This is a genomic window from Bradyrhizobium sp. B117 (genome assembly GCF_038969555.1).
GTDB lineage: Bacteria > Pseudomonadota > Alphaproteobacteria > Rhizobiales > Xanthobacteraceae > Bradyrhizobium.
The window spans coordinates 2,775,898-2,794,962 of the sequence record NZ_CP152414.1; the positions used below are offsets into that span (position 1 = coordinate 2,775,898).

Here is a 19,065-nt window from a genome sequence, read left to right on the forward strand (position 1 = left end):
TATGTGTATGCCTGTCCGATCAGATTGCGATGCCGCTCGCCGCGTCGAACAAGTAGATCTGGCCCGAAGCGAGGCCGACCGGGAGCGCGGCGCCCCGTCCGATCGACGGCCGTCCTTGTGCGAGGATGGTGATCTGCGGCGCATCGGGTGCGGTGGCATAGACCTGGGTATGGCCGCCGAGATTTTCCGAGAAATCGGCAGTGAGATTCAGGATGGGATTCGGCCCGCCGATCACGAGATTGTCCGGCCGCAGTCCGACGGTGACAGGCGTACCTGCAGCGAGCGCGCATTTCGGCGCGCGTCCGATGATCAGGGTTCCTCCGGCGAAGGCGGGATGCGAGACCGAGATCGCGTGGTCGCTCACGGCTGCGACCTTCGCTTCGATGAAATTCATCTTGGGCGAGCCGATGAAGCCGGCGACGAAGCGGTTCGCAGGTCTGTCGTAGAGCTCGCTCGGCGAGCCGACCTGTTCGATCTGGCCCGCGCGCAACACGACGATACGGTCGGCGAGCGTCATCGCCTCGACCTGGTCGTGTGTCACGTAGACCATGGCTACGCCGAGCTCGCGATGCAGCTTGGCGATTTCGACCCGCATCTGCGAGCGCAATTCGGCGTCGAGGTTGGACAGTGGCTCGTCGAACAGGAACAGCTTCGGATGGCGCACAATGGCACGGCCGATCGCAACGCGTTGCCGTTGGCCGCCGGAGAGCTGGCGGGGTTTGCGCGACAGCAGGGGACCTATTTGAAGGATGGACGCGGCTTCGTCCACGCGCGCCTTGATCTTGTCGGCGGGCATCTTCGCCATCTTCAGGCCGAACGCGATGTTGTCGAACACCGTCATGTGCGGATAGAGCGCGTAGGACTGGAACACCATCGAGACTTCGCGATCGGCCGGCGCGAGCCCCGTGACGATCCGGCCGTCGATCGAGACATCGCCCGCTGAAATTTCCTCGAGACCCGCGATCATACGTAGCAGCGTCGATTTTCCGCAGCCCGACGGGCCGACGAAGACGACGAACTCGCCATTCTCGGCCTCGAGACTGACCCCGTGGACCACAGTCAAGGAGCCAAAGCGCTTTACGACGTTGTCGAGCTTAAGGAATGACATGGCGTTCAGATGACTCCGGCGGGCGCAGACGAGCGGCCGGCCAGCCGCCGGCTCTCCGCCTCCATTTCGTTGCGGACTGCGAACAGCTTCAGGTAGGTCGCGTAAGCAAACTCGTTGGCCGTGACCCAGCCTGGATCGGCCTTGTGGATCGTCTGCTCAGGCGCCATGGCGTCAAGCGCGGCGAACAGATCCGGATGAAGCCCTGCCGCGACGGAAGCAACCATGGCGGTTCCGAGCAACACCGGTTCAGGCGAATGCGAGATCACCAGATCAGCGGCGAGCGCATCGCGATAAAGCCGTACCATCAGAGGGTTCTTGGTATGCCCTCCCGAGAGACAGATGCGATCGATCGCATAGCCGTGCGTATTCAGGTGCTCGCGGATGTGCCGGCTCTGCAAAGCGAGCGCGCGGGCCGTTGCGTAATAGTGCTCGAGGAAAGAACGGCGGCTCGTCTCAAGTCCGATGCCGCTGATGAGCGCGCGCACCGTTCCATCGCCATATGGTGCACGATTGCCGAGCCAGTCGGGCACGATATGGCGCCGCGCGCCGAAAGCGGGTCCCTCGAGGTCGAGCAATCCGAGAATATCGCGCGCCGTTTGGGCGTGCAGCTCCGGTGAGGCGCCCCCGGGACTCGCAGGATGATGATTGAGGACAGCGTCCAGCGCTGCGCCCGAGATGCTCATTCCGGCTTCGTGCATCCAGTAATCCGGAAAGACTGCGTGCTTGAAGGGTCCCCAGATCCCGGAGATCTGTCGCTCGTCCTTCGCCCAGCACATGTAGCTGCTCGAGGTGCCGCCGATCAGTGCCAGCGTGCGGTTCATCTTGTCGCGAAAACCTCTGCCGACGACACCGAGCGCGCCGGCTTCCGCATCGATCAGTCCGATCGCCACCGGTGCGCCAGGCGCGATGCCGAGCAATTTCGCGGCTGCGCTGGAAACCGTCCCATGCAGCTCGCCGACACGTCCCGGTGGCTCTGCAAGCTTTCCGAGCCGCGGCAGATCGGGCAGGTCGAGCGTTGCGAGCAGCTCGCGACGCCATGGTTCGGGGTCGCCGGGCAGATAGGGAAATTTGCAAGCAAGCCCGCAGACCGAAAGACGATCGACGCTCGTGACGCGGTGGGCGACCTCGTCCGAAAGATCCGATACCGCGGTCACGCGCGCCCAGGCCTGTGGCGTGTGACGCTTCACCCATAGGATCTTGGGCAGATACATTTCCGGCGAGACGGTGCCTCCGACGTAGTCGAGGTAGCGATCGCCGGATACACCGATTTCCTCGGCCTCGCGCTCGCCGCGGTGGTCCATCCAGCAGACGACGTCCGCGTCGCCCTCGAGCGGTCGGGCCCCATCTGCCCTGAAATAAGTGGAGGAGGTCGCGTCGATCGCGACGCCAGCGACCGCCGCAGCCGCACCCGGCGCTTCTGCGATCGCGGCTCGCGTTGCATGGCACACGGCAGCCCAGATATCGTCCATGCGATAGACGGCGTGGTTTTCCGCAGGTCGTAAGAGCTCGAAGGGATGACTGCGCGCCGCGACAAGCCTGCCCGACGTGTCGAACAGGCCTGCGCGGGCGGAAAGCGTTCCGACGTCGATGGCAAGAAGAAGGCTCATTGCAGCAGTGCCTCCGCCGCGGATTCGTCGGTGACAAGACGGCGTACGTAGCGCGCGTTGAGAATGCCGCGGATCACCTGCGCTTTGGGTAGCCCGCCCGAGGCCAGGATCGAGGTGGGATAAGCCTTCAGCTCGCGCGGATCGAGCGCCATCACGCGTGAATTGAGCGGGTGGTCGACCGGCCGGCCATATTCGTCGAGGAACGTTCCGAGCAGATCCCCCACCGCGCCCGCCTTGCGCAACTCGTCCAGGACCTCGCTGACGATATGCGTCGAGGCCAGCAGCGAACGGGGCGTCAGGTCGCCGCAGGAGACGAGTGCGATGTGGCCTTCGCGCGCCCTGCGCATGACCTCAGCGAGGCCGTAATGCGTCAGCAGGGTCGAGCGGCTCTCGACGGAGGGGAAATAGATCGGGGCTGCCACGTAATAGCATTCGGCACCGATCACGCGGGCGAACTCGGTCGCTACCTCGAATGTGTTGGTGCCGGCGCCGCGAGTCATTCCGCCCATCAGCGCCGTCACCCAGCTACGCGAGAATCGCCGCGGCTTCAGCGCGCGAGACGTGGCGCGCAGCGTGCGACCCCAGCCGACGCCGAGACCGATGCCATCCTCCAGCAGGGGATCGAGCATCGCACCGGCTGCCTCCCCGATGATCTGCTGCAGCGTATCGGGATCCGGCAACGTCGGCACGACCGAAACGTCGTCCAGCGCGAAACGCGCCTTCAATTTTTCCTCCAGGGCTATGCAGTTGGCGAGCGGCAGCTTGATCTCAACGCTGACGAGCCCGTCCTGCCGCGCCTGCCCCAAGATCTTGTTGACCCTCAGTCGTGTCAGCCCGAGCCGGTCTGCGATCTCCTGCTGGGTCATCGCGCCAACATAGTAGTACCAGCAGGCGCGCGCCTGAATCTGCGCTTCGCTCAGATCCGACGCGCCGGACTGCAATTTGGTGGTGTCATCGTTGGCTCCATCAACCACTGCCGCACCTCACGCAAATGCCGGCTTGAGCAGCGCGACGGAACGCTTCATGGCGTCAAGCACGGAAGCGTCGTCGCGCTCAAACGGATAGAATACTTCAAGGAAAGTAGGTGTTGCGGCAAGTCCATGCGCGCGTTGCAGCGCGGCCGTCGCGATCGGATCGACACGACCAGGTTCGGTGAAATCCCAGTGACGGTCATGCTGGAAATCGGTCTGTTGCACATGGACCACGCCGATCTCTGCGCCGAGCGCCGCGAACCAGTCGGCCATGCCGGCGCGATAGCGACCGTAGAGGGGCTCGAAGGTACCATGGCCCCAATCGACACAGAATTTCCAGGGAACCGTCGTGGTCCTGAGGTCCTCGGCCATCTTGAGCGCCTGGTCGACGGTCCAGGGCCATTCCCGACGCATCGGCGTCGGTTCGACATAGAGCTCGGCCATTCCTTCCCCCTTGGCGGCGTCGGCCAGCCGATGCATGCGCGCGATCAGGTCATCGTAATCGGCAGGCGACAGGTTCTCCGCTTCGCGTCCATCGCGACGCGAGGCAACCGCACCGAGCGGCCCGCCAACGCGCGGGATTCTGGCGCGTCCCGCGAAGCGGTAGGCGCGTCGCAGCCAAGCCTCGGCGACATCGCGGACGCGCGGATCCGGATGCAGGAGTTGATTGAACGTGTAATGGGCAAGACCAATGAAGGCGCTATGCACATTGATGCCGAAAGCGTCCGCATGCCTGCGGATGTCGTCGGCGAGCGGCTCGATCAGATCGTCAGGCCAGGTCGGATCGACGAGATCGAACGAGAGCTGTATGAGATCGAGCCCGAGATCCTCGCGGACCACCGGTGCCCACAGCGCGGGCGTGACCCAGCGCTTGACGCAGAATGACAGATTGACACCGAACGTCATGGGACCCGATCTCCCTCGCTACTTTGTCGCGCCCATCGTGAGGCCCCGCACCATGTGGCGGCTCACGAGCAGTGCGAAGACGGTCACGGGTAGAACGATCACCGTGCCCGTCGCCATGATCTTCCCCCAGGGCAGCTCGTAGCCGGACATGAAGTTGGTCGCCACCACGGGCGCCGTCTTGAGCCCCTGGCTCGTGATCAGGACGAGCGCATAAAGAAGTTCGTTCCACGAAAAGATGAAGGCGAAAATCGCGGAAACGGCCACGCCGGGAATACCGAGCGGCAGATAGATGCGCCAGAAAATGTCGAACTGCGAGGCGCCCTCCAGCCGGGCCGACTGCTCCAGATCGGCAGGAATCGAACGGAATTGATCGGTGCAGATCCAGACGACGATCGGCAGATTGAAGGTCAGGTAGATCAATATCAGCACAAGGTGTGTGTTGAGCAGGCCGACCTGCCTGGACAACAGGTAAACGGGCAGCGCGAGCACGATCGGGCTGATCATGCGGTTGGAGATGAACCAGAACCAGAGGTCCGCCTTACCGCGAAATTCGAAGCGCGCCAGCGCGTAGGCTGCCGGCGTGCCTAGGACGACGGACAAGGCTGTGGTCGAACCCGCGACGATCAGGGAGTTCAGGACCGCCGTTGTCACCTTCGTGTCGGCGAAAATGTCCATGTAGTTCGCAAGCGTGGGGTGGAAGAACCACACGGGGGGAGAGGCGAGCAGCTCGGTCTGGTCCTTCAGGCTGGACGTCACCATCCAATAGAAGGGAAACAGCGCGAGAGCGAGCACGATGAGCAGGCCGAGTGCGTGCAGCAGTGCGCCGATCCGTGTTGCTACCATCATTCGATCTCCCGATAGAAGATGCGTATATAAAGGCGGCTCAGCACGATGGTGAAGATCAGCAGCAGGATCGCCTGCGCGGACGCAAGCCCAAGATCGAACACCTTGAAGCCGACCCGCTGGACATAGATCGAGACGAGGTCGGTCGCGGCTCCCGGGCCGCCGCGCGTCATCACGAATACTGTGTCGAACAGCTTCAGGACGTCCGCCGAACGCAAGATCAAGACTGCCGTCAGGCCTGGCAACATGTAGGTAAGCTGGACGTGGCGCAGCAGCGCCCAGTGGCTCTTCGTCTCGAGCCGTGCGGCCTCCTCGATCTCAACCGGCACCATCGACAGACCCGCGAGGAAGATCAGTGCGACGAACGGTGTCCATTGCCACAGGTCCATGATGACGATGGCGACGAAGGCTCCGGTCGGGTTGCCGAGCCAGTCCGATGAGGAGATGCCGACCCAGCCCATGAACTGGTTGGCGACGCCGAAATCGCGATTGAAGATGAGACGGCCGATCAGACCGACAACCGCATATGTCGTCGCGAGCGGAACGACCAGCGAGACGCGCGTGAGCGCGCGCAGCAGGCCCCAGCCCGGCTTGTGCAGCATCAGTGCGATGAGGACGCCAAACAGGATCTGCAGGGGAACGACGCTGAGATAGAACTTCCCGGTCAGCAGGAGGCTGTCCCAGAAGCCCTGGTCGTGCAGTACGGCGAGGTAGTTGTCGAATCCGACGAATGGGAAGCCGTCCAGCTGGTCGGCGCGGCGCGTGATGTTGTAGCGCCTGAACGACGTCAGCACGGCGAATATGGTCGGGTAGATGCCGATCGCAAACAGCGCGAGCACCGCCGGCGCGAGGAAGAACAATGGCGTAAAGCGGCCATAGCCCGGATGATGACGTCGCGTACGATCGCGGGCCACGACAACGGCCGACTGCTCGGACAGGCTTTGCGGCGTTGACGTCAAGACGCTATTCCAGGTTGGTGTGGTTGGCGCGCATCGCCTCTGGGGTAATTCCAAGGCGATCTCGCAGCCTCAGGATCATCACCTCGAACAGAATGTACTGCGCGCCTTCGAAAAGCGAGCCCATGGGCAGAACCGACAGCGAGGGGCCGGTATCGTCGGCCATGGTCTGCGCCGGGATCGGCAGCACGATGTCGGCCATGCGCGGGCATTCCGCGTCCGGTTGCGCCGTGACGATCAGCGTCCGGGCACCGTCGCGGCGCGCAACGCCCATCAGGGCGGCTACGGTCGAGAAATCGCCTGGACCTGCCGATACGATCAGCAGATCGCCTGTCCCGAGCGGCGGGGTTGTCATGTCGCCCACCATCGCCGCCTGGCGGCCGAGATGGAATAGGCGCATGCAGAAACCCTTGATCTGCAGTCCCTCGCGGCCGACGCCGTAGAGCGCGATCCGTCGCGCGCCGGCGATCTCCTCGACGGCCCGCGCGACGGCGGATTCGTCGAGGCGCTCGAACACGCATGCGAGATCGTCGAGCGCTGCCTGATATAGCGTCGTCATGGCTGTCTCTGAAAAAAGGGGACGTCCGCGTCACGCGGACGCCCAGGTTTGCGACGCAACGGCGAGCACAGAGGGAGTGCGCCCGCCGTCGGTTACCCTACTGTCGCAGGGCCTTCTTGCCGTCGTAGTATCCTTCCTTCTTGAGGATGTCTTCCATGCGTCCGCCGATCTGCTTGGCTCCCTCCTCAGTCGAGACCTCGCCGAGCATCATCTTCGAGCCGACTTCGGCGACGATTTCGGAGATCGCCGGCCAGGCCGGGAAGCGCGGGCGGAATTCCGGCACACCCTTCTGCCACGAGGCGACCATCGGCTCGACGAACTTGTACTTCGCCTTGATATCGGGCTGCTCGTAGATCGAGCTGCGGCCCGAGACGCCGCCGGCATCGACATAGGCCCGGGCGATGTCTTCCGACGTCGCCCACTGGATGAAGAGCCAGGACGCCTTCTGCAGCGCCGGGCTGGCCTGCGAGGCGACCGCGAGCGAGAAGCCGCCAAGTGCCGGCAACCGGCCGGCGGGGCCGGCGGGCTCCGGCGCGACGCCGAGGCAATCGCCGAGCTTCGAGGTCTTCGGGTCGGTCAGCGTACCGTAGAACGCGGACCATTCCGTGATCATCGCGACCTGGCCCTGGGCCACGGCGTTGACCGCCTCGTTGTGGTCATAGGAGACGACCCCGGGCGGCATGTACTTCATGAGATCCTGACGAAACTTGAGGCCGGTCTGGCTCTCCTTCGACAGCAGATTCGAATGGAACGTCTTGTCGAGCAGCGAGCCGCCGAACGGCCACAGCACGCGCATGAAGCTGTCGGCCGACTGAGTCTCTCCACGCAAAGACTGCAGCGCGAATCCATATTGCTTCTTCTCGGGATTGGTGAGCTTCGGCGCGTAGGTCTTGTAGAGCTCCTCCCAGGTTGCCGGCGGCTTGTCGAAACCTGCGTCCTTCAGCATGCATTTATTGTAGAAGAGCAAGCCCGAGTAGTTGTCGAACGGCAAGCCATAGACTTGGCCTCCCCAGGAGCCGAAGGCGTCGAGCAGGAGCGGAAAGAAGCCCTTGAGGTTGAGACCGGGGTCGGTGATCGAGGCGTCGCTCGTGAACTTGTCGATCGGCACGATCCAGCCGTTTTCCGCGAACTCGCCCATCCACACGAGGTCGACGAGCGCCATCGTCAGATCGCCCTTCGAAGTGAAGTTGAGCACCTGCTTCTCGCGGCTGTTCTCGTAGGGAACGATCTCGTAATTGACCTTGATGCCGGTCTTCTTCTCGAATTCGGGTAGCAGCTTGATGATCGCGCGATAGCCGGGGCGATCGAGGAAGATCACATTGATCTGGCTACCCTTGTAGGGCTCGGCAGCTTTGTCCAGCGCCCATTCGGCTCGGGCAGGTGCGGGGCCGATGACGGCGCCTGCGGTGAGGGCGAGCACGCTGAGCGTCGCCAGAAACCATTTCTTCATGTCCAATTCCTCCCTTTTTGTCATTTTCGAAGGTGCGTTTCGCGGTCGGTTCAGGGTCCCCTCAGGTCGACGAGAACCTTGACGTAGCCGGGCGCGTTCTCGGCGAGGGCCGTGAATACGCCAGGCGCTTCCTCCAGCCCGACGCGATGGGTGACGATCGACCGCACGTCGATCTTGCCAGCTGCGAGGAATTTGATGGCCAGCGGATAGACGTCCCCCATCCGCCGGGCGAATTTAATCTTCAGGCCGCGGCGGCGGGCGTCCGCGGCGGGCAGGGTGTAGATGTCGCCGTCCGGAATGCCGACCAGCACGATGCGCCCGCCGATGCGGGCCGCAGCCACGGCGTCGCGAAAGCCGAACGGCGAGTTGGTCGCTTCCATCACAAGCGGGCAGCCGCCTTTGGAGAATTCGACGATGTCGGCAACGCTCTCGCCGACATGATCCGCGCCGATCTTCGCAGCCATGGCGCGACGATGGGCGAGCGGGTCGCAAGCGAGAACCTCTCCCGCGCCGGTCGCTTTCAACACCTGGATGATGAGCAGGCCAATCGGGCCACATCCCAGCACGGCAACACGCTCGAGCATGCGCTGCTTGGCAAGTCCGACGGCATGGATCGCGACGCCTAGCGGCTCGAGCATGACAGCGTCGAGTGCGTCAAAGGATTCGGGCAGGGCGACGAGCTGCGAGGTCGGCACCCAGATGCGCTGCGTCATCGCTCCGTCGAATGGTGGCGCGCCGATGAATTCGACATTGGGGCAGAGATTGGGGTGACCTTCGTGGCACCAATCGCAACGGCCGCAGGCCTTGTTCGGGTCGACGGCGACGAGTTGGCCGCGCTTGAAACCAAGCTCTTCGACGTCATCACAAAGATAGCCGCCGAATTCGTGTCCGGGGACGAACGGCTCCGCAATGACAGCCGCGCCGATACCTCCATCCTTGAAATAGTGGAGATCGCTGCCGCAGAAGCCGACCGAGGCGACATCCATCAATATCTCGCCTTCGCGTCCCTCGCGCAAATTGAATGGCGCAATCCGCGCATCGTTTGCGCCGTGGATGAATAGAGCTCGGCTCATCAAAATTTGCCCAGACTGGCTTCCCATTGCGCGCTTTCGTCGGTTCAATATCCATTACATACGTATCTACGAGCATGCAACAGATGAAAGATATAGAAAACATATGTATTAGCGCTCGCAATCCTCCGGAGCCCCTGTCCAAACCGATAGGGCCGGCCGGAAGGGATAAGAATGTCAATGCCTTAGCGATCGCTACAGGCGTGGCCGCTTCGGGCTGTTTGTCGAGAGCGTCATCCCCCGGACGATCGAGCGCGACACGGGTCCGACGCTGCGGATGCAGAAGCCCTGATCAGATCGGGGAGCGAATGGAAAGACACGCGAACACAGGACCGACGTCTTCATTCTCGATGTGGAAGCAATCTCTTCACCGGGCGAAAGATGAGCGACGTGATCTTTCGTTGCGGGGAAGGCGCAAGGTGATTTGAAGATTGGCGACAAGCGAGAGATCGACAGAACCGCGCGGCACTTACGCGCCACTCAGCCGCGACGACAATGTCGTCGACAGCTTAGATATCTTGGAGAACCTGAAGGACTGCGAAAATCGCTCGTCGCCTCGAACCCGCGGCTACGCCCAATTCGCCGAGAATCGCCGCGCTCCATTTCGTAGATGGGGCCGGGCCGCAACACCATCTGCCCAATCAGAATTCTCGGAGACCGCCGCCGCTTCGGTGACCATGCCGTCAGTCAAGTCGGCTTGCGTCTCCGCGGTCGGGCTGAGCGATGCAGGCCGCGGACGTCCTGTTGCTGGAAAAGCTCGGCGCAAACGCCGCGCAACCATTGGCTTGCGGGATCATGATGGAAGCGGGCGTGCCAGTATTGTTTGACTGTAAAACTGGGGATTATTAGCGGGCACGCGAGCACGCGCAGCCCGTAGTAGTGTGCCAGGGTTTCGCCGATGTGGCGCGGCAGCGTGGCGATCAGGTCGGTGGTCCCGATGATCGCGGGCAGACCGAGAAAGCCCGGCAACTCCAGCGCGATGTCCGGCGCCATCCCCTGTTCCTGAGAGGCGTCAGCGAGCAGTTGATGCCCCGTGCCGGACCGAATGAGCACGTGAGCCTCACGCCTGAAATCTCTTAGTGTGATGCGGTTCTTGATGCGAGGATGATGAGCGTTCGCCAAACAGACCCAATCCTGCGGAAACAGGGCCTGTTGGAAATGGCCGGCATCAAGATCCGAGATGTAGCCGAGCGCAAGATCGCCTTCGCCGGACTGAAGCATGCGAGGAGTGTCCAAGCCGATCTGTGCCGCTTCGATCCGAATGCCCGGCGCGACGCGGCGAACATGGGCGAGGATGGCTGGAAGCAGCGTAATATGGCTTGCGTCCGTCATGCAGATGCTGAAGCGCCGTTTGGCGGTGGCTGGATCGAAGTCCGTGCGCAGCTCTGCCAGCCGCCGCAGCATTTCCAGTGCCTGCCTCGCGGTGCCGATGAGCGCCTCGGCCCGAGGCGTCGGTAGCATTCCCTCGGGCGAACGAATGAACAGCGGATCGTCGAGTTCCTGCCGCAGGCGCGCAAGCCATATGGAAACCGTCGGCTGGCTTTGACCCAGTCTCTCGGCCGCCTTGGTGACGCTGCCGGTGGTGAACAGCGCGTCGAACAGCCGCAACAGGCGGGGGTCGAGCAGGTTGGTGTGAGGCAGGTCATGACGCGTCATTGTGATTCATAATAGTCAATATAAGTCCCATAGCATATCGAAATGTTCCGTCGGCTGATATCCGAGCTTCCAACGTCAAAGTTGCGCAGGGAGAAGCGTTCGGATGAGGATCTGCTTTGTCGGAGCGGGGGCTTTGGGCTCGACGATCGGCGGCACGCTGGCGCGGGGCGGGGCAGACGTCTGGCTGATCGACCCATTCCGTGCTCACGTCGAAGCGATCAATGCGCATGGCCTCCGCATGCTGGAGGGCGATGTCGAGAGCATTGCAAAGGTCACCGCGTGCACCTCCGCGGCAGAGGTCGATGGGGTGGCCGACCTCGTGATCGTGCTCGTCAAATCCTACCATACGCGCGACGCGATCCGCGCCGCCGCGCCGATCATCGGCCCGCAGACGGTCGTAATGTCGCTGCAGAACGGTCTTGGCCACGAGGAAATTCTATCGGAGGAAGTCGGCCGTGGCCGGGTGCTGGCAGGCAAGACTTATGTCGGTGGCGTGCTGCTGGGCCCTGGTCATGTTCGCTCTGGCGTCATCGGCAAGGAAACGATCATCGGCGAACTTGATGGGCGCTTGACGGAACGCGCACAGCGGATTTCCGAGACGTTCAATCATGCCGGCATTCTCACGCTGCTCAGCGACAACATCATGGGCACGATGTGGGACAAGTTGTTCATCAACGTCGCCGGAGGCGGAATCACCGCCGTGACCGGGCTGACTTACGGCGGTCTCTATTCGCTGCCGATCCTGGAGGATTGCGCGCTGGCCGCAATTTCGGAGGGTATCGCGGTCGCGCAAGCTGCCGGCGTGAAAATCTCGATTGCCGATCCGCGCCGTGCTTGGACGATGGCGTCCGCTGGACTGCCGCCCGAGTTCAAGACGTCGATGTTGCAGAGCTTGCAGTCCGGCAATCTGACCGAGGTCGATTACATCCACGGCTCCGTCGTGCGCTGGGGCGCCAAGCTCAACGTGCCGACCCCCGTCAATTCCACCCTCGTCGCGTTGGTCAAGGGGCTCGAATACGCCCGCAGCGATTATCCAGGAAAGGCCTGAGACGATGTCGCTACCGCGGGCCTATGTCGAACATGTTGCGATCCGCGTGCCGGACGTTGATCGTCACGTCGGCTTCTTTCGTGAGGTGCTTGGTCTCACTATCCGCGACGAGCAACCCGCCGACGGTGCCCGGCCGCGTCAGGTCTGGGTGCTCGGAAGCGTGCAGCTCATCGAAGACCCCAATTTCGTCGGGCCAGAGGGGCGTCTCGCCCATCTTGGCATCATGGTCGACGATTACGAAGGTGTGCTCGCCCGTGCTGCCGCGTGGGGCGCCAAAGCACTGCCCGCCGGGCCGAACTGGCTCGAGCTGCCGGGCGGGCTCAACGTCGAAATCTTGCAAGCCAGTGCGGGTGCCGTGGAAGCGGCGCTGGCGATCAATCCACGGGCCTAAGGAACACGCGACATGACGGATGCGCGCTACTGGGACGATGCCAAGGTCGGCGACGAATGCGTCACTCCCTCAGTGACGGTTACCGAAACGATGGTGAATGCCTACGCCGAGCTGACGGGCGATTTCACGCCGGTCCATGTCGACGAGGAATACGCGAAAACCACACCATTCGGCACGCGCGTCGCGCACGGGCTGTTTGGTCTGTCGCTGGCTGACGGTTTGAAGACCCGTGCCGACTACCGCTTCCTTCCGGGAATGTCGCTGGGCTGGACGTGGGATTTCAAGCTGCCGATCAAGCTCGGCGACACCGTGCATGTGAAGTTCCGTGTCGGCTCGATGCGCGCCACGAAGCGGGAAGGGTGGGGCATCGTGGTGCTGCCCTCGGAGCTGATCAATCAGCGCGGTGAAGTGGTGCAACTCGGCGAGCATCGGCTGATGATTCCGATGCGCCCGAAGGCCAACTCCGCAGGAGAGCAGGCATGACCGCGCAAGATCTGCCGCTCCAGGATCTGCCGCTCAAAGGCATCCGCGTCATCGACTACAGCCATTTCCTGGCAGGCCCGTTCATGGGCCGCTGCCTCGCCGCGATGGGCGCTGAAGTCATCAAGGTGGAGCGTCCGAAGCAAGGCGATGCGGGCCGCGCCCATGGCTATTTCAAGGACGGACAGTCCGGCTACTTCCTGCAGCAGAACATGGGCAAGCAGGGATTGTGCATCGATCTGCGCGACAAGCGCGGTCTCGACATGATGATGAAGCTGGTCGATACGGCCGACGTCTTCATCGAGAACTACCGCCCCGGCGCGCTCGATCGACTCGGGCTCGGCTACAAGGCGCTGTCGGCGCGTAATCCCAAACTGATCTACTGCTCGGTCTCCGCCTATGGCCACACCGGTCCCTATGCCGACCGCCCGGGCTTCGGCCTGATCGCGGAGGCGATGTCGGGCGCCCTGGCGCAACTCGGCACCCCCGGTGAAGCGCCGCCGTTGCTGCGGATGCCGCTGGCCGACATGTATACCGGCATTCACGGTGTGGCGGCCATCAATGCAGCGCTGGTCGGCCGCGCGTCCTCCGGCCGCGGCCAGCATATCGATCTGGCGCTGTACGACTGCATGGTCTCGATGCACGACTATGCGGTTCAGCGTTACTTCCTCTCCGGCGGGACCGACCTACCGAGGCAGACCGGCAGCGGACAGCCGGATTCTACTGTCTATGGGGTGTTTCCGGCCAAGGACGGCAATCTTGTCATCGCGGCGCAAGTCGATGATGCGTGGCGACGATTGGCGATGTTGATCGGCGGCAGCAGCTTGTCAGTCGACCAACGCTTCACCACGCCTGCCGCGCGTAACGCCCATTATGCCGAAGCGATGGAGATTGTGCGCACCTGGACGCAGTCGCAACCATCTCGGGACGCCTGCCTTGCCGCACTCGACGAAGCAGGTGTGCCGTCCGCTCCCGTGCAGACCATCGAAGAGGTCGTGAAAGATCCACAGATCCATGCGCGCGGCATGTTGGTCGAGCAGGAGCATCCTGTCCTCGGCAAGGTGACGTTGCCGAACCTGCCGTTCCGCTTCTCCGACTGCGACACCACGGTGCGGACTCCAGCCCCGCTGCTCGGCCAGGACAATCGCCGCATTGCAGAGTCGCTGGGACTGTCGGCCGAGCTCGTTGAGGCAATGGTGCGCGACGGTGTCCTCTACAACGAAGCCGCAGCGCAGGAGTGAGCCATGAGCGATCGTTACGCGGTGATTGGAAATCCGATCGGCTTCAGCAAATCACCTCTCATCCATGGCACTTTCGCCAAGATGACGGGACAGGACGTTGTCTATGAGGCGATCGAGGCCCCACTCGATGGCTTCAACGCACGAGTTGATCAATTCCGGGCCGAGGGCGCCAAGGGGCTGAACATCACGGCCCCGTTCAAGCTCGATGCTTTCGCTTACGCAAACGAGCTTTCAGAGAGCGCCGACCGAGCTGGCGCCGCAAACTGCCTGAAGTTCCAGGGCGATCGGATCATTGGCGAGAATTTCGACGGGATCGGCCTCGTGCGGGACATCACCATCAATCTCGGCGTCAAGATGGCCGGCCGGCGCGTCCTGATCCTCGGTGCCGGGGGCGCAGCGCGTGGCGCGCTGCTGCCGTTCCTGCGCCAGGAGCCGTCCGAGTTGGTTCTCGTCAATCGTACCTTATCGAAGGCGGTGGCATTGGCCGAAGAGTTTGCCGGTTGTGGTCCCCTGATCGTCAGCGGCTATGCTGAACTGGCCGATCTTGCCGAAGGCTATGACGTCGTGGTCAACGCGACATCGGCCAGCCTGCGGAGTGAGATGCCGCCGCTTCCAGGCAACGTCTTCCGCGGTGCGGAGCTGGCGTACGAACTCGCCTATGGCAAAGGGCTGACGCCCTTTCTGCAAGCGGCCCGCGCCGAAGGCGTGGCCAAGCTGGCGGACGGCGTCGGCATGCTTGTGGAGCAGGCGGCGGAAGCTTTTGCCTGGTGGCGCGGCGTTCGACCGAGCACGGCTCAGGTCATCGCCGAACTGACGGTCCCCTTGAGCTGACGGGCGATGCCGGGCATGCATCCCAAATCCAGCTTTCTCGTCGGTCTGATCGGCAGCGGCATCGCTGCGTCACGCACTCCGCCTATGCATGAAGCGGCCGCCGACGCCGCCGGCATCCGCTATCTCTACAAGAAGATAGATTTGGCAGAGTTGATGCTCGGCGTGGAGGCGTTGCCGGAATTGCTCACGGCGGCAAGGCGGATGGGCTTTGACGGGTTGAACGTGACCCATCCCTGCAAGCAGGCGATTCTTCCGCTCCTGGATGAGCTTTCGCCTGACGCGGAGGCGCTTGGTGCCGTGAACACCGTGGTGATCAGGAACGGTCGAACGACCGGCCACAACACTGACTGGTTCGGCTTCGCCGAGAACTTTCGTCGCAATATGCAGGGTGCCTCGCTCGGCCAAGTCGTCCAATTCGGTGCAGGCGGCGCAGGATCGGCGGTCGCTTTCGCACTCATGAAGCTCGGCGTGCAGGAATTGACCATTATCGACGTGGACGTAGCCAAGGCGCAGAGTGTGGTCGACGGCTTGTCCCCCCGATTTGTAGAAGGGCGCTTGAGGGTGGGCCAGGATGTCGCGGCCGCCGTTGCTGGCGCAGACGGAATTGTCAACGCGACGCCGATCGGCATGGACAAATATCCTGGGACGCCGCTGCCGACGGCTCTGCTGCGTCCCGATCTGTGGGTCGCTGAGATCGTCTATTTCCCGCTGGAAACCGCACTGCTGCGTGCGGCGCGTGCCCTCGGCTGCCGCACCGTCGATGGCGGAGGCATGGCGATCTTCCAGGGCACCGGAGCATTTCGCCTGTTCACGGGCATCTCACCTGATCCCGACGTCTTCTTCGCCACTTTTGCATCCCCGGGAGGGTGACCTCAGGCCGATGGGCGAGCGGCACGCACAACGCCCGAGAGGAAACGCAAGATGGGCTATACGCTCGATTTCTCGGTGGTTTGGCATGCGATGCCCGCGCTGCTGTGGGGGTGCGTGGGTACGTTGGGCCTGGCGCTGGCCGGAATGACACTCGCAATGATGATCGGAGTCGCCGGCGTCGCGGCACGCGATGCGAAGGCGGCCTGGTTACGCGCTCTCGTGATCGGCTTCGTCGAGATCGTGCGCAATACGCCTTTCCTGGTGCAGATTTTCTTTCTGTTCTTCGCCCTGCCGCTCATCGGGTTGAAGCTCAATCCGACAGCCACGGCCATCATCGCGCTCGGCGTCAATGGCGGCGCCTACGCCATCGAGATCATCCGCGGCGGCGTCCAGTCTATTCATAAGGGACAGGTGGAGGCCGGCTACGCGCTCGGCCTGCACAAAGGACAGGTATTCCGCTTCATCGTGCTCAAGCCCGCGCTTCGCGCGATCTACCCCTCGCTGACGGGGCAGTTCATCATGCTGACGCTGACCTCATCGATCTGCTCGGCGGTATCGGCCTACGAATTGACGTCGGTTGCGCAGCGTATCGAAAGCGACACATTCCGTAGTTTCGAGGTCTATTTCTCCGTCACTTTCCTCTATCTCGCGATCTCCTGGCTGTTGATGCTGGGCTTCGCGGTCGTCTCTCACCGCTTCTTCTCATATCCGACACGCTGAGGGAGCGTCATGACACCGCATTTTGGTCTTGCCGAGTTCGGCTTTCTGCTGCGTGGGCTGCAATGGACGGTGCTGCTCACGCTGGTCGCATTCGCAGGCGGCTGCACGGCGGGGCTCGCCGTCGCGCTGCTCCGCACCTGTGGTCATAAGGGCGTGGAATGGATCACTCGTATTTACATCGGGATATTCCAGGGCACGCCGCTGCTGCTGCAGCTTTTCGTCGTGTACTACGGATTGGCGTTAACCGGGCTCAAGCTCGACGCCTTCGTCGCGGTGGCGATCGGCTTCACCGTGAATGCCTCCGCCTTCCTGGGTGAGATCTGGCGCGGCGCAATCCAGGCCGTGCCGCGCGGGCAGACCGAGGCGGCGATGGCGCTTGGACTGCACTATTCCTCCCGCATGCGCGACATCGTGCTGCCACAGGCAATCCGCATCTCGCTTCCCGCGACCATCGGCTATCTCGTGCAGCTCATCAAGGGCACGTCGCTCGCCGCCATCGTCGGTTTCATCGAACTCGCCCGCGCCGGTCAAATCGTTTCGAACCAGACCTTCCAGCCGTTGCTCGTCTTCGGCGTGGTCGGCGCGATGTATTTCATCCTCTGCTGGCCACTCTCGTGGTGGGGCAGCCGGATGGAGGCCAGGCTCGCTCTGGCCAGTCAAAGGTAGGAGCGGCGCACCTACTCAATCACAAACAGCCATCACCAGGAGGAGATACTCATGTTGTTTTCACCCAACCGTCGCCAGCTCGGGGTTGCACTGCTGGCATTGGCGGCTATTGCCGTCGCTGGAAAATCGCAGGCCGGCACTCTGGAAGACGTGAAGAAGAAGGGCGTCGTCGTCATCGGTATTCAGGGCGACAATCCTCCTTGGGGCTATGTCGATAGCTCGGGAAAGCAGGACGGCATCGATGCCGATATGGGGCGCGCCTTCGCTGACTATCTCGGCGTGAAGGCCGAGTTCGTCCCGCTGGCGGTGGCCAATCGTATTCCGGCGCTGACCACAGGTCGCGTGGACATTCTGTTCGCGACCATGGCTATGCTTCCCGAGCGAGCAAAGGCGGTGCAGTATTCCAAGCCGTATGTCGCCAACGAGATCACGCTTGTTGCTGCCCAGGCGACGGCGATCAACAGCAATGCCGATATGGGCAAGTTTGTTATCGGCGTTCCGAGGTCGTCCACGCAAGACACTCAGGTCACCAATAGCGCTCCCGCGGGCACCGAAATCCGCAGATTTGATGATGATGCGGCCACGATCCAGGCGCTTCTCTCGGGGCAGGTCCAGGCCGTCGGCGCAAACAGCTTCTATCCGCAGCGCCTGAACGCCGCAAACCCCGAACTTGGGTTCGAGCCCAAGCTTCACTTCACTGCGCTGTACAACGGGGCCTGCACCCGCCTCGGCGACAAGGAGTGGAACGAGACTGCCAACAAGTTCATCGACCAGATCAAGTCGAACGGCAAGTTGGCCAGCTTCTACGCCAAATGGATGAAGGCGCCCGTGCCGATCTTCCCGGAGGCGGTTCCCGGCGTTCCCTTCACAGTTCAATAGCCACCTGCGAGCGGCCGACGCACGATCCGCGTTGGCCGCCGTCCGATAGCGGAGCCGAAGCCATGCAGGACAATATCCTGATCGAAATGAAGGGCGTGCAGAAGTGGTACGGCGGGTACCAGGCCCTCCGTGACGTCAATCTCAATGTGCGCAAGGGCGAGAAGATCGTGCTCTGCGGTCCGTCCGGGTCGGGCAAATCGACGTTGATCCGCTGTATCAACCGTCTCGAGGCGATCCAGCAGGGCAGCATCGTGGTGAACGGTCATCGGCTTGACGACAGCATCAAGGCGATCGATGTCGTACGTCAGGACGTCGGCATGGTCTTTCAGAGCTTCAATCTCTTTCCGCATATGACGGTCTTGCAGAACTGCATGCTGGCGCCCATCCGCGCGCGCCGCATCGCCAAGACCGAGGCGGAGGCGATTGCGCCAAAATACCTCGAGCGCGTGCGCATCGGTGACCAGGCCGAGAAATATCCGGCTCAGCTTTCGGGCGGTCAGCAACAGCGCGTCGCGATCGCCCGTGCGCTCTGCATGCAGCCCAAGGTCATGCTGTTCGACGAACCGACCTCAGCTCTCGATCCTGAGATGGTCAAGGAGGTGCTCGACACGATGATCGGCCTCGCCAACGACGGCATGACCATGATTTGCGTCACTCACGAGATGGGTTTTGCCCGCCAGGTTGCCGACCGGGTCATCTTCATGGCTGAAGGGCAGATCATCGAAGAAGGCGCGCCCGACGCTTTCTTCCGCAATCCCCAACACGCCCGCACCAGGCAGTTCCTCGGCGAGATCCTCGCCCATCATTGAACGG

20 protein-coding genes are annotated in these 19,065 nt (G+C 62.7%); 10 read left to right on the plus strand and 10 right to left on the minus strand.

Annotated elements, in window-relative coordinates; genetic code table 11:
* Positions 1–19: 19 nt before the first annotated feature.
* From ugpC to AAFG16_RS13660, 10 genes are all read right to left on the minus strand, one after another.
* Entirely contained in the window at positions 20–1,108 is a 1,089-nt protein-coding gene (gene ugpC / locus AAFG16_RS13615) for a sn-glycerol-3-phosphate ABC transporter ATP-binding protein UgpC (protein WP_342739431.1), read from the minus strand.
* A 5-nt stretch (positions 1,109–1,113) separates the two neighbouring features.
* Positions 1,114–2,715 (minus strand): FGGY-family carbohydrate kinase, encoded by a 1,602-nt coding sequence (locus AAFG16_RS13620; RefSeq protein WP_342739432.1) that lies wholly within the window; start codon positions 2,713–2,715, stop codon positions 1,114–1,116.
* Positions 2,712–3,689, minus strand: coding sequence for a sugar-binding transcriptional regulator (locus tag AAFG16_RS13625; protein ID WP_342739433.1), 978 nt, complete (start codon positions 3,687–3,689; stop codon positions 2,712–2,714). Before AAFG16_RS13625 ends, AAFG16_RS13620 begins: the two co-directional genes overlap by 4 nt.
* 9 nt (positions 3,690–3,698) lie before the next feature.
* Positions 3,699–4,592: a TIM barrel protein gene (locus AAFG16_RS13630; RefSeq protein ID WP_283084902.1), complete on the minus strand. Its 894-nt coding sequence runs from the start codon at positions 4,590–4,592 to the stop codon at positions 3,699–3,701.
* A gap of 18 nt (positions 4,593–4,610) precedes the next feature.
* The gene (locus AAFG16_RS13635; RefSeq protein WP_342739434.1) at positions 4,611–5,438 is read right to left on the minus strand and encodes a carbohydrate ABC transporter permease; all 828 of its coding nucleotides are present in this window, start codon (positions 5,436–5,438) and stop codon (positions 4,611–4,613) included.
* The gene (locus AAFG16_RS13640; RefSeq protein WP_342739435.1) at positions 5,435–6,394 is read right to left on the minus strand and encodes a sugar ABC transporter permease; all 960 of its coding nucleotides are present in this window, start codon (positions 6,392–6,394) and stop codon (positions 5,435–5,437) included. Before AAFG16_RS13640 ends, AAFG16_RS13635 begins: the two co-directional genes overlap by 4 nt.
* A 4-nt stretch (positions 6,395–6,398) precedes the next feature.
* Positions 6,399–6,950: an SIS domain-containing protein gene (locus AAFG16_RS13645; protein ID WP_342739436.1), complete on the minus strand. Its 552-nt coding sequence runs from the start codon at positions 6,948–6,950 to the stop codon at positions 6,399–6,401.
* A 97-nt stretch (positions 6,951–7,047) separates the two neighbouring features.
* Positions 7,048–8,400, minus strand: coding sequence for a sugar ABC transporter substrate-binding protein (locus tag AAFG16_RS13650; RefSeq protein WP_283084906.1), 1,353 nt, complete (start codon positions 8,398–8,400; stop codon positions 7,048–7,050).
* 50 nt (positions 8,401–8,450) lie between these two features.
* On the minus strand, positions 8,451–9,473 hold the full coding sequence (locus AAFG16_RS13655) for an alcohol dehydrogenase catalytic domain-containing protein (RefSeq protein WP_342739437.1): 1,023 nt from the start codon (positions 9,471–9,473) through the stop codon (positions 8,451–8,453).
* Positions 9,474–10,157: 684 nt separating this feature from the next.
* Positions 10,158–11,126 (minus strand): LysR family transcriptional regulator, encoded by a 969-nt coding sequence (locus AAFG16_RS13660; protein WP_283084908.1) that lies wholly within the window; start codon positions 11,124–11,126, stop codon positions 10,158–10,160.
* A 103-nt stretch (positions 11,127–11,229) separates the two neighbouring features.
* Between AAFG16_RS13660 and AAFG16_RS13665 the strand changes: the two genes are divergently transcribed.
* The 10 genes from AAFG16_RS13665 (at position 11,230) to AAFG16_RS13710 (ending at position 19,061) form a co-directional block, all read left to right on the plus strand.
* Entirely contained in the window at positions 11,230–12,174 is a 945-nt protein-coding gene (locus AAFG16_RS13665; RefSeq protein WP_283084909.1) for a ketopantoate reductase family protein, read from the plus strand.
* Between the two features lie 4 nt (positions 12,175–12,178).
* Complete coding sequence (locus AAFG16_RS13670) at positions 12,179–12,565, plus strand: VOC family protein (RefSeq protein WP_172785625.1); 387 nt, start codon at positions 12,179–12,181, stop codon at positions 12,563–12,565.
* 12 nt (positions 12,566–12,577) lie between these two features.
* Positions 12,578–13,048, plus strand: coding sequence for a MaoC/PaaZ C-terminal domain-containing protein (locus AAFG16_RS13675; RefSeq protein ID WP_342739439.1), 471 nt, complete (start codon positions 12,578–12,580; stop codon positions 13,046–13,048).
* Positions 13,045–14,286 carry a CoA transferase gene (locus tag AAFG16_RS13680; RefSeq protein ID WP_342739440.1) on the plus strand — a complete coding sequence of 414 codons (1,242 nt, stop codon included), beginning with the start codon at positions 13,045–13,047 and terminating at the stop codon, positions 14,284–14,286. Before AAFG16_RS13675 ends, AAFG16_RS13680 begins: the two co-directional genes overlap by 4 nt.
* Positions 14,287–14,289: 3 nt before the next feature.
* Complete coding sequence (aroE, locus tag AAFG16_RS13685) at positions 14,290–15,117, plus strand: shikimate dehydrogenase (RefSeq protein WP_342739441.1); 828 nt, start codon at positions 14,290–14,292, stop codon at positions 15,115–15,117.
* Between the two features lie 15 nt (positions 15,118–15,132).
* Positions 15,133–15,987: a shikimate dehydrogenase gene (locus AAFG16_RS13690; protein ID WP_342739442.1), complete on the plus strand. Its 855-nt coding sequence runs from the start codon at positions 15,133–15,135 to the stop codon at positions 15,985–15,987.
* Positions 15,988–16,038: 51 nt separating this feature from the next.
* The gene (locus AAFG16_RS13695) at positions 16,039–16,707 is read left to right on the plus strand and encodes an amino acid ABC transporter permease (protein ID WP_342739443.1); all 669 of its coding nucleotides are present in this window, start codon (positions 16,039–16,041) and stop codon (positions 16,705–16,707) included.
* A gap of 9 nt (positions 16,708–16,716) precedes the next feature.
* Positions 16,717–17,373, plus strand: coding sequence for an amino acid ABC transporter permease (locus AAFG16_RS13700; protein WP_135178268.1), 657 nt, complete (start codon positions 16,717–16,719; stop codon positions 17,371–17,373).
* Between the two features lie 51 nt (positions 17,374–17,424).
* A complete protein-coding gene (locus AAFG16_RS13705) occupies positions 17,425–18,252 on the plus strand; it encodes a transporter substrate-binding domain-containing protein (protein ID WP_342739444.1) in 828 nt (275 codons plus the stop codon).
* Positions 18,253–18,314: 62 nt separating this feature from the next.
* Complete coding sequence (locus AAFG16_RS13710; RefSeq protein ID WP_342739445.1) at positions 18,315–19,061, plus strand: amino acid ABC transporter ATP-binding protein; 747 nt, start codon at positions 18,315–18,317, stop codon at positions 19,059–19,061.
* Positions 19,062–19,065: the final 4 nt, after the last annotated feature.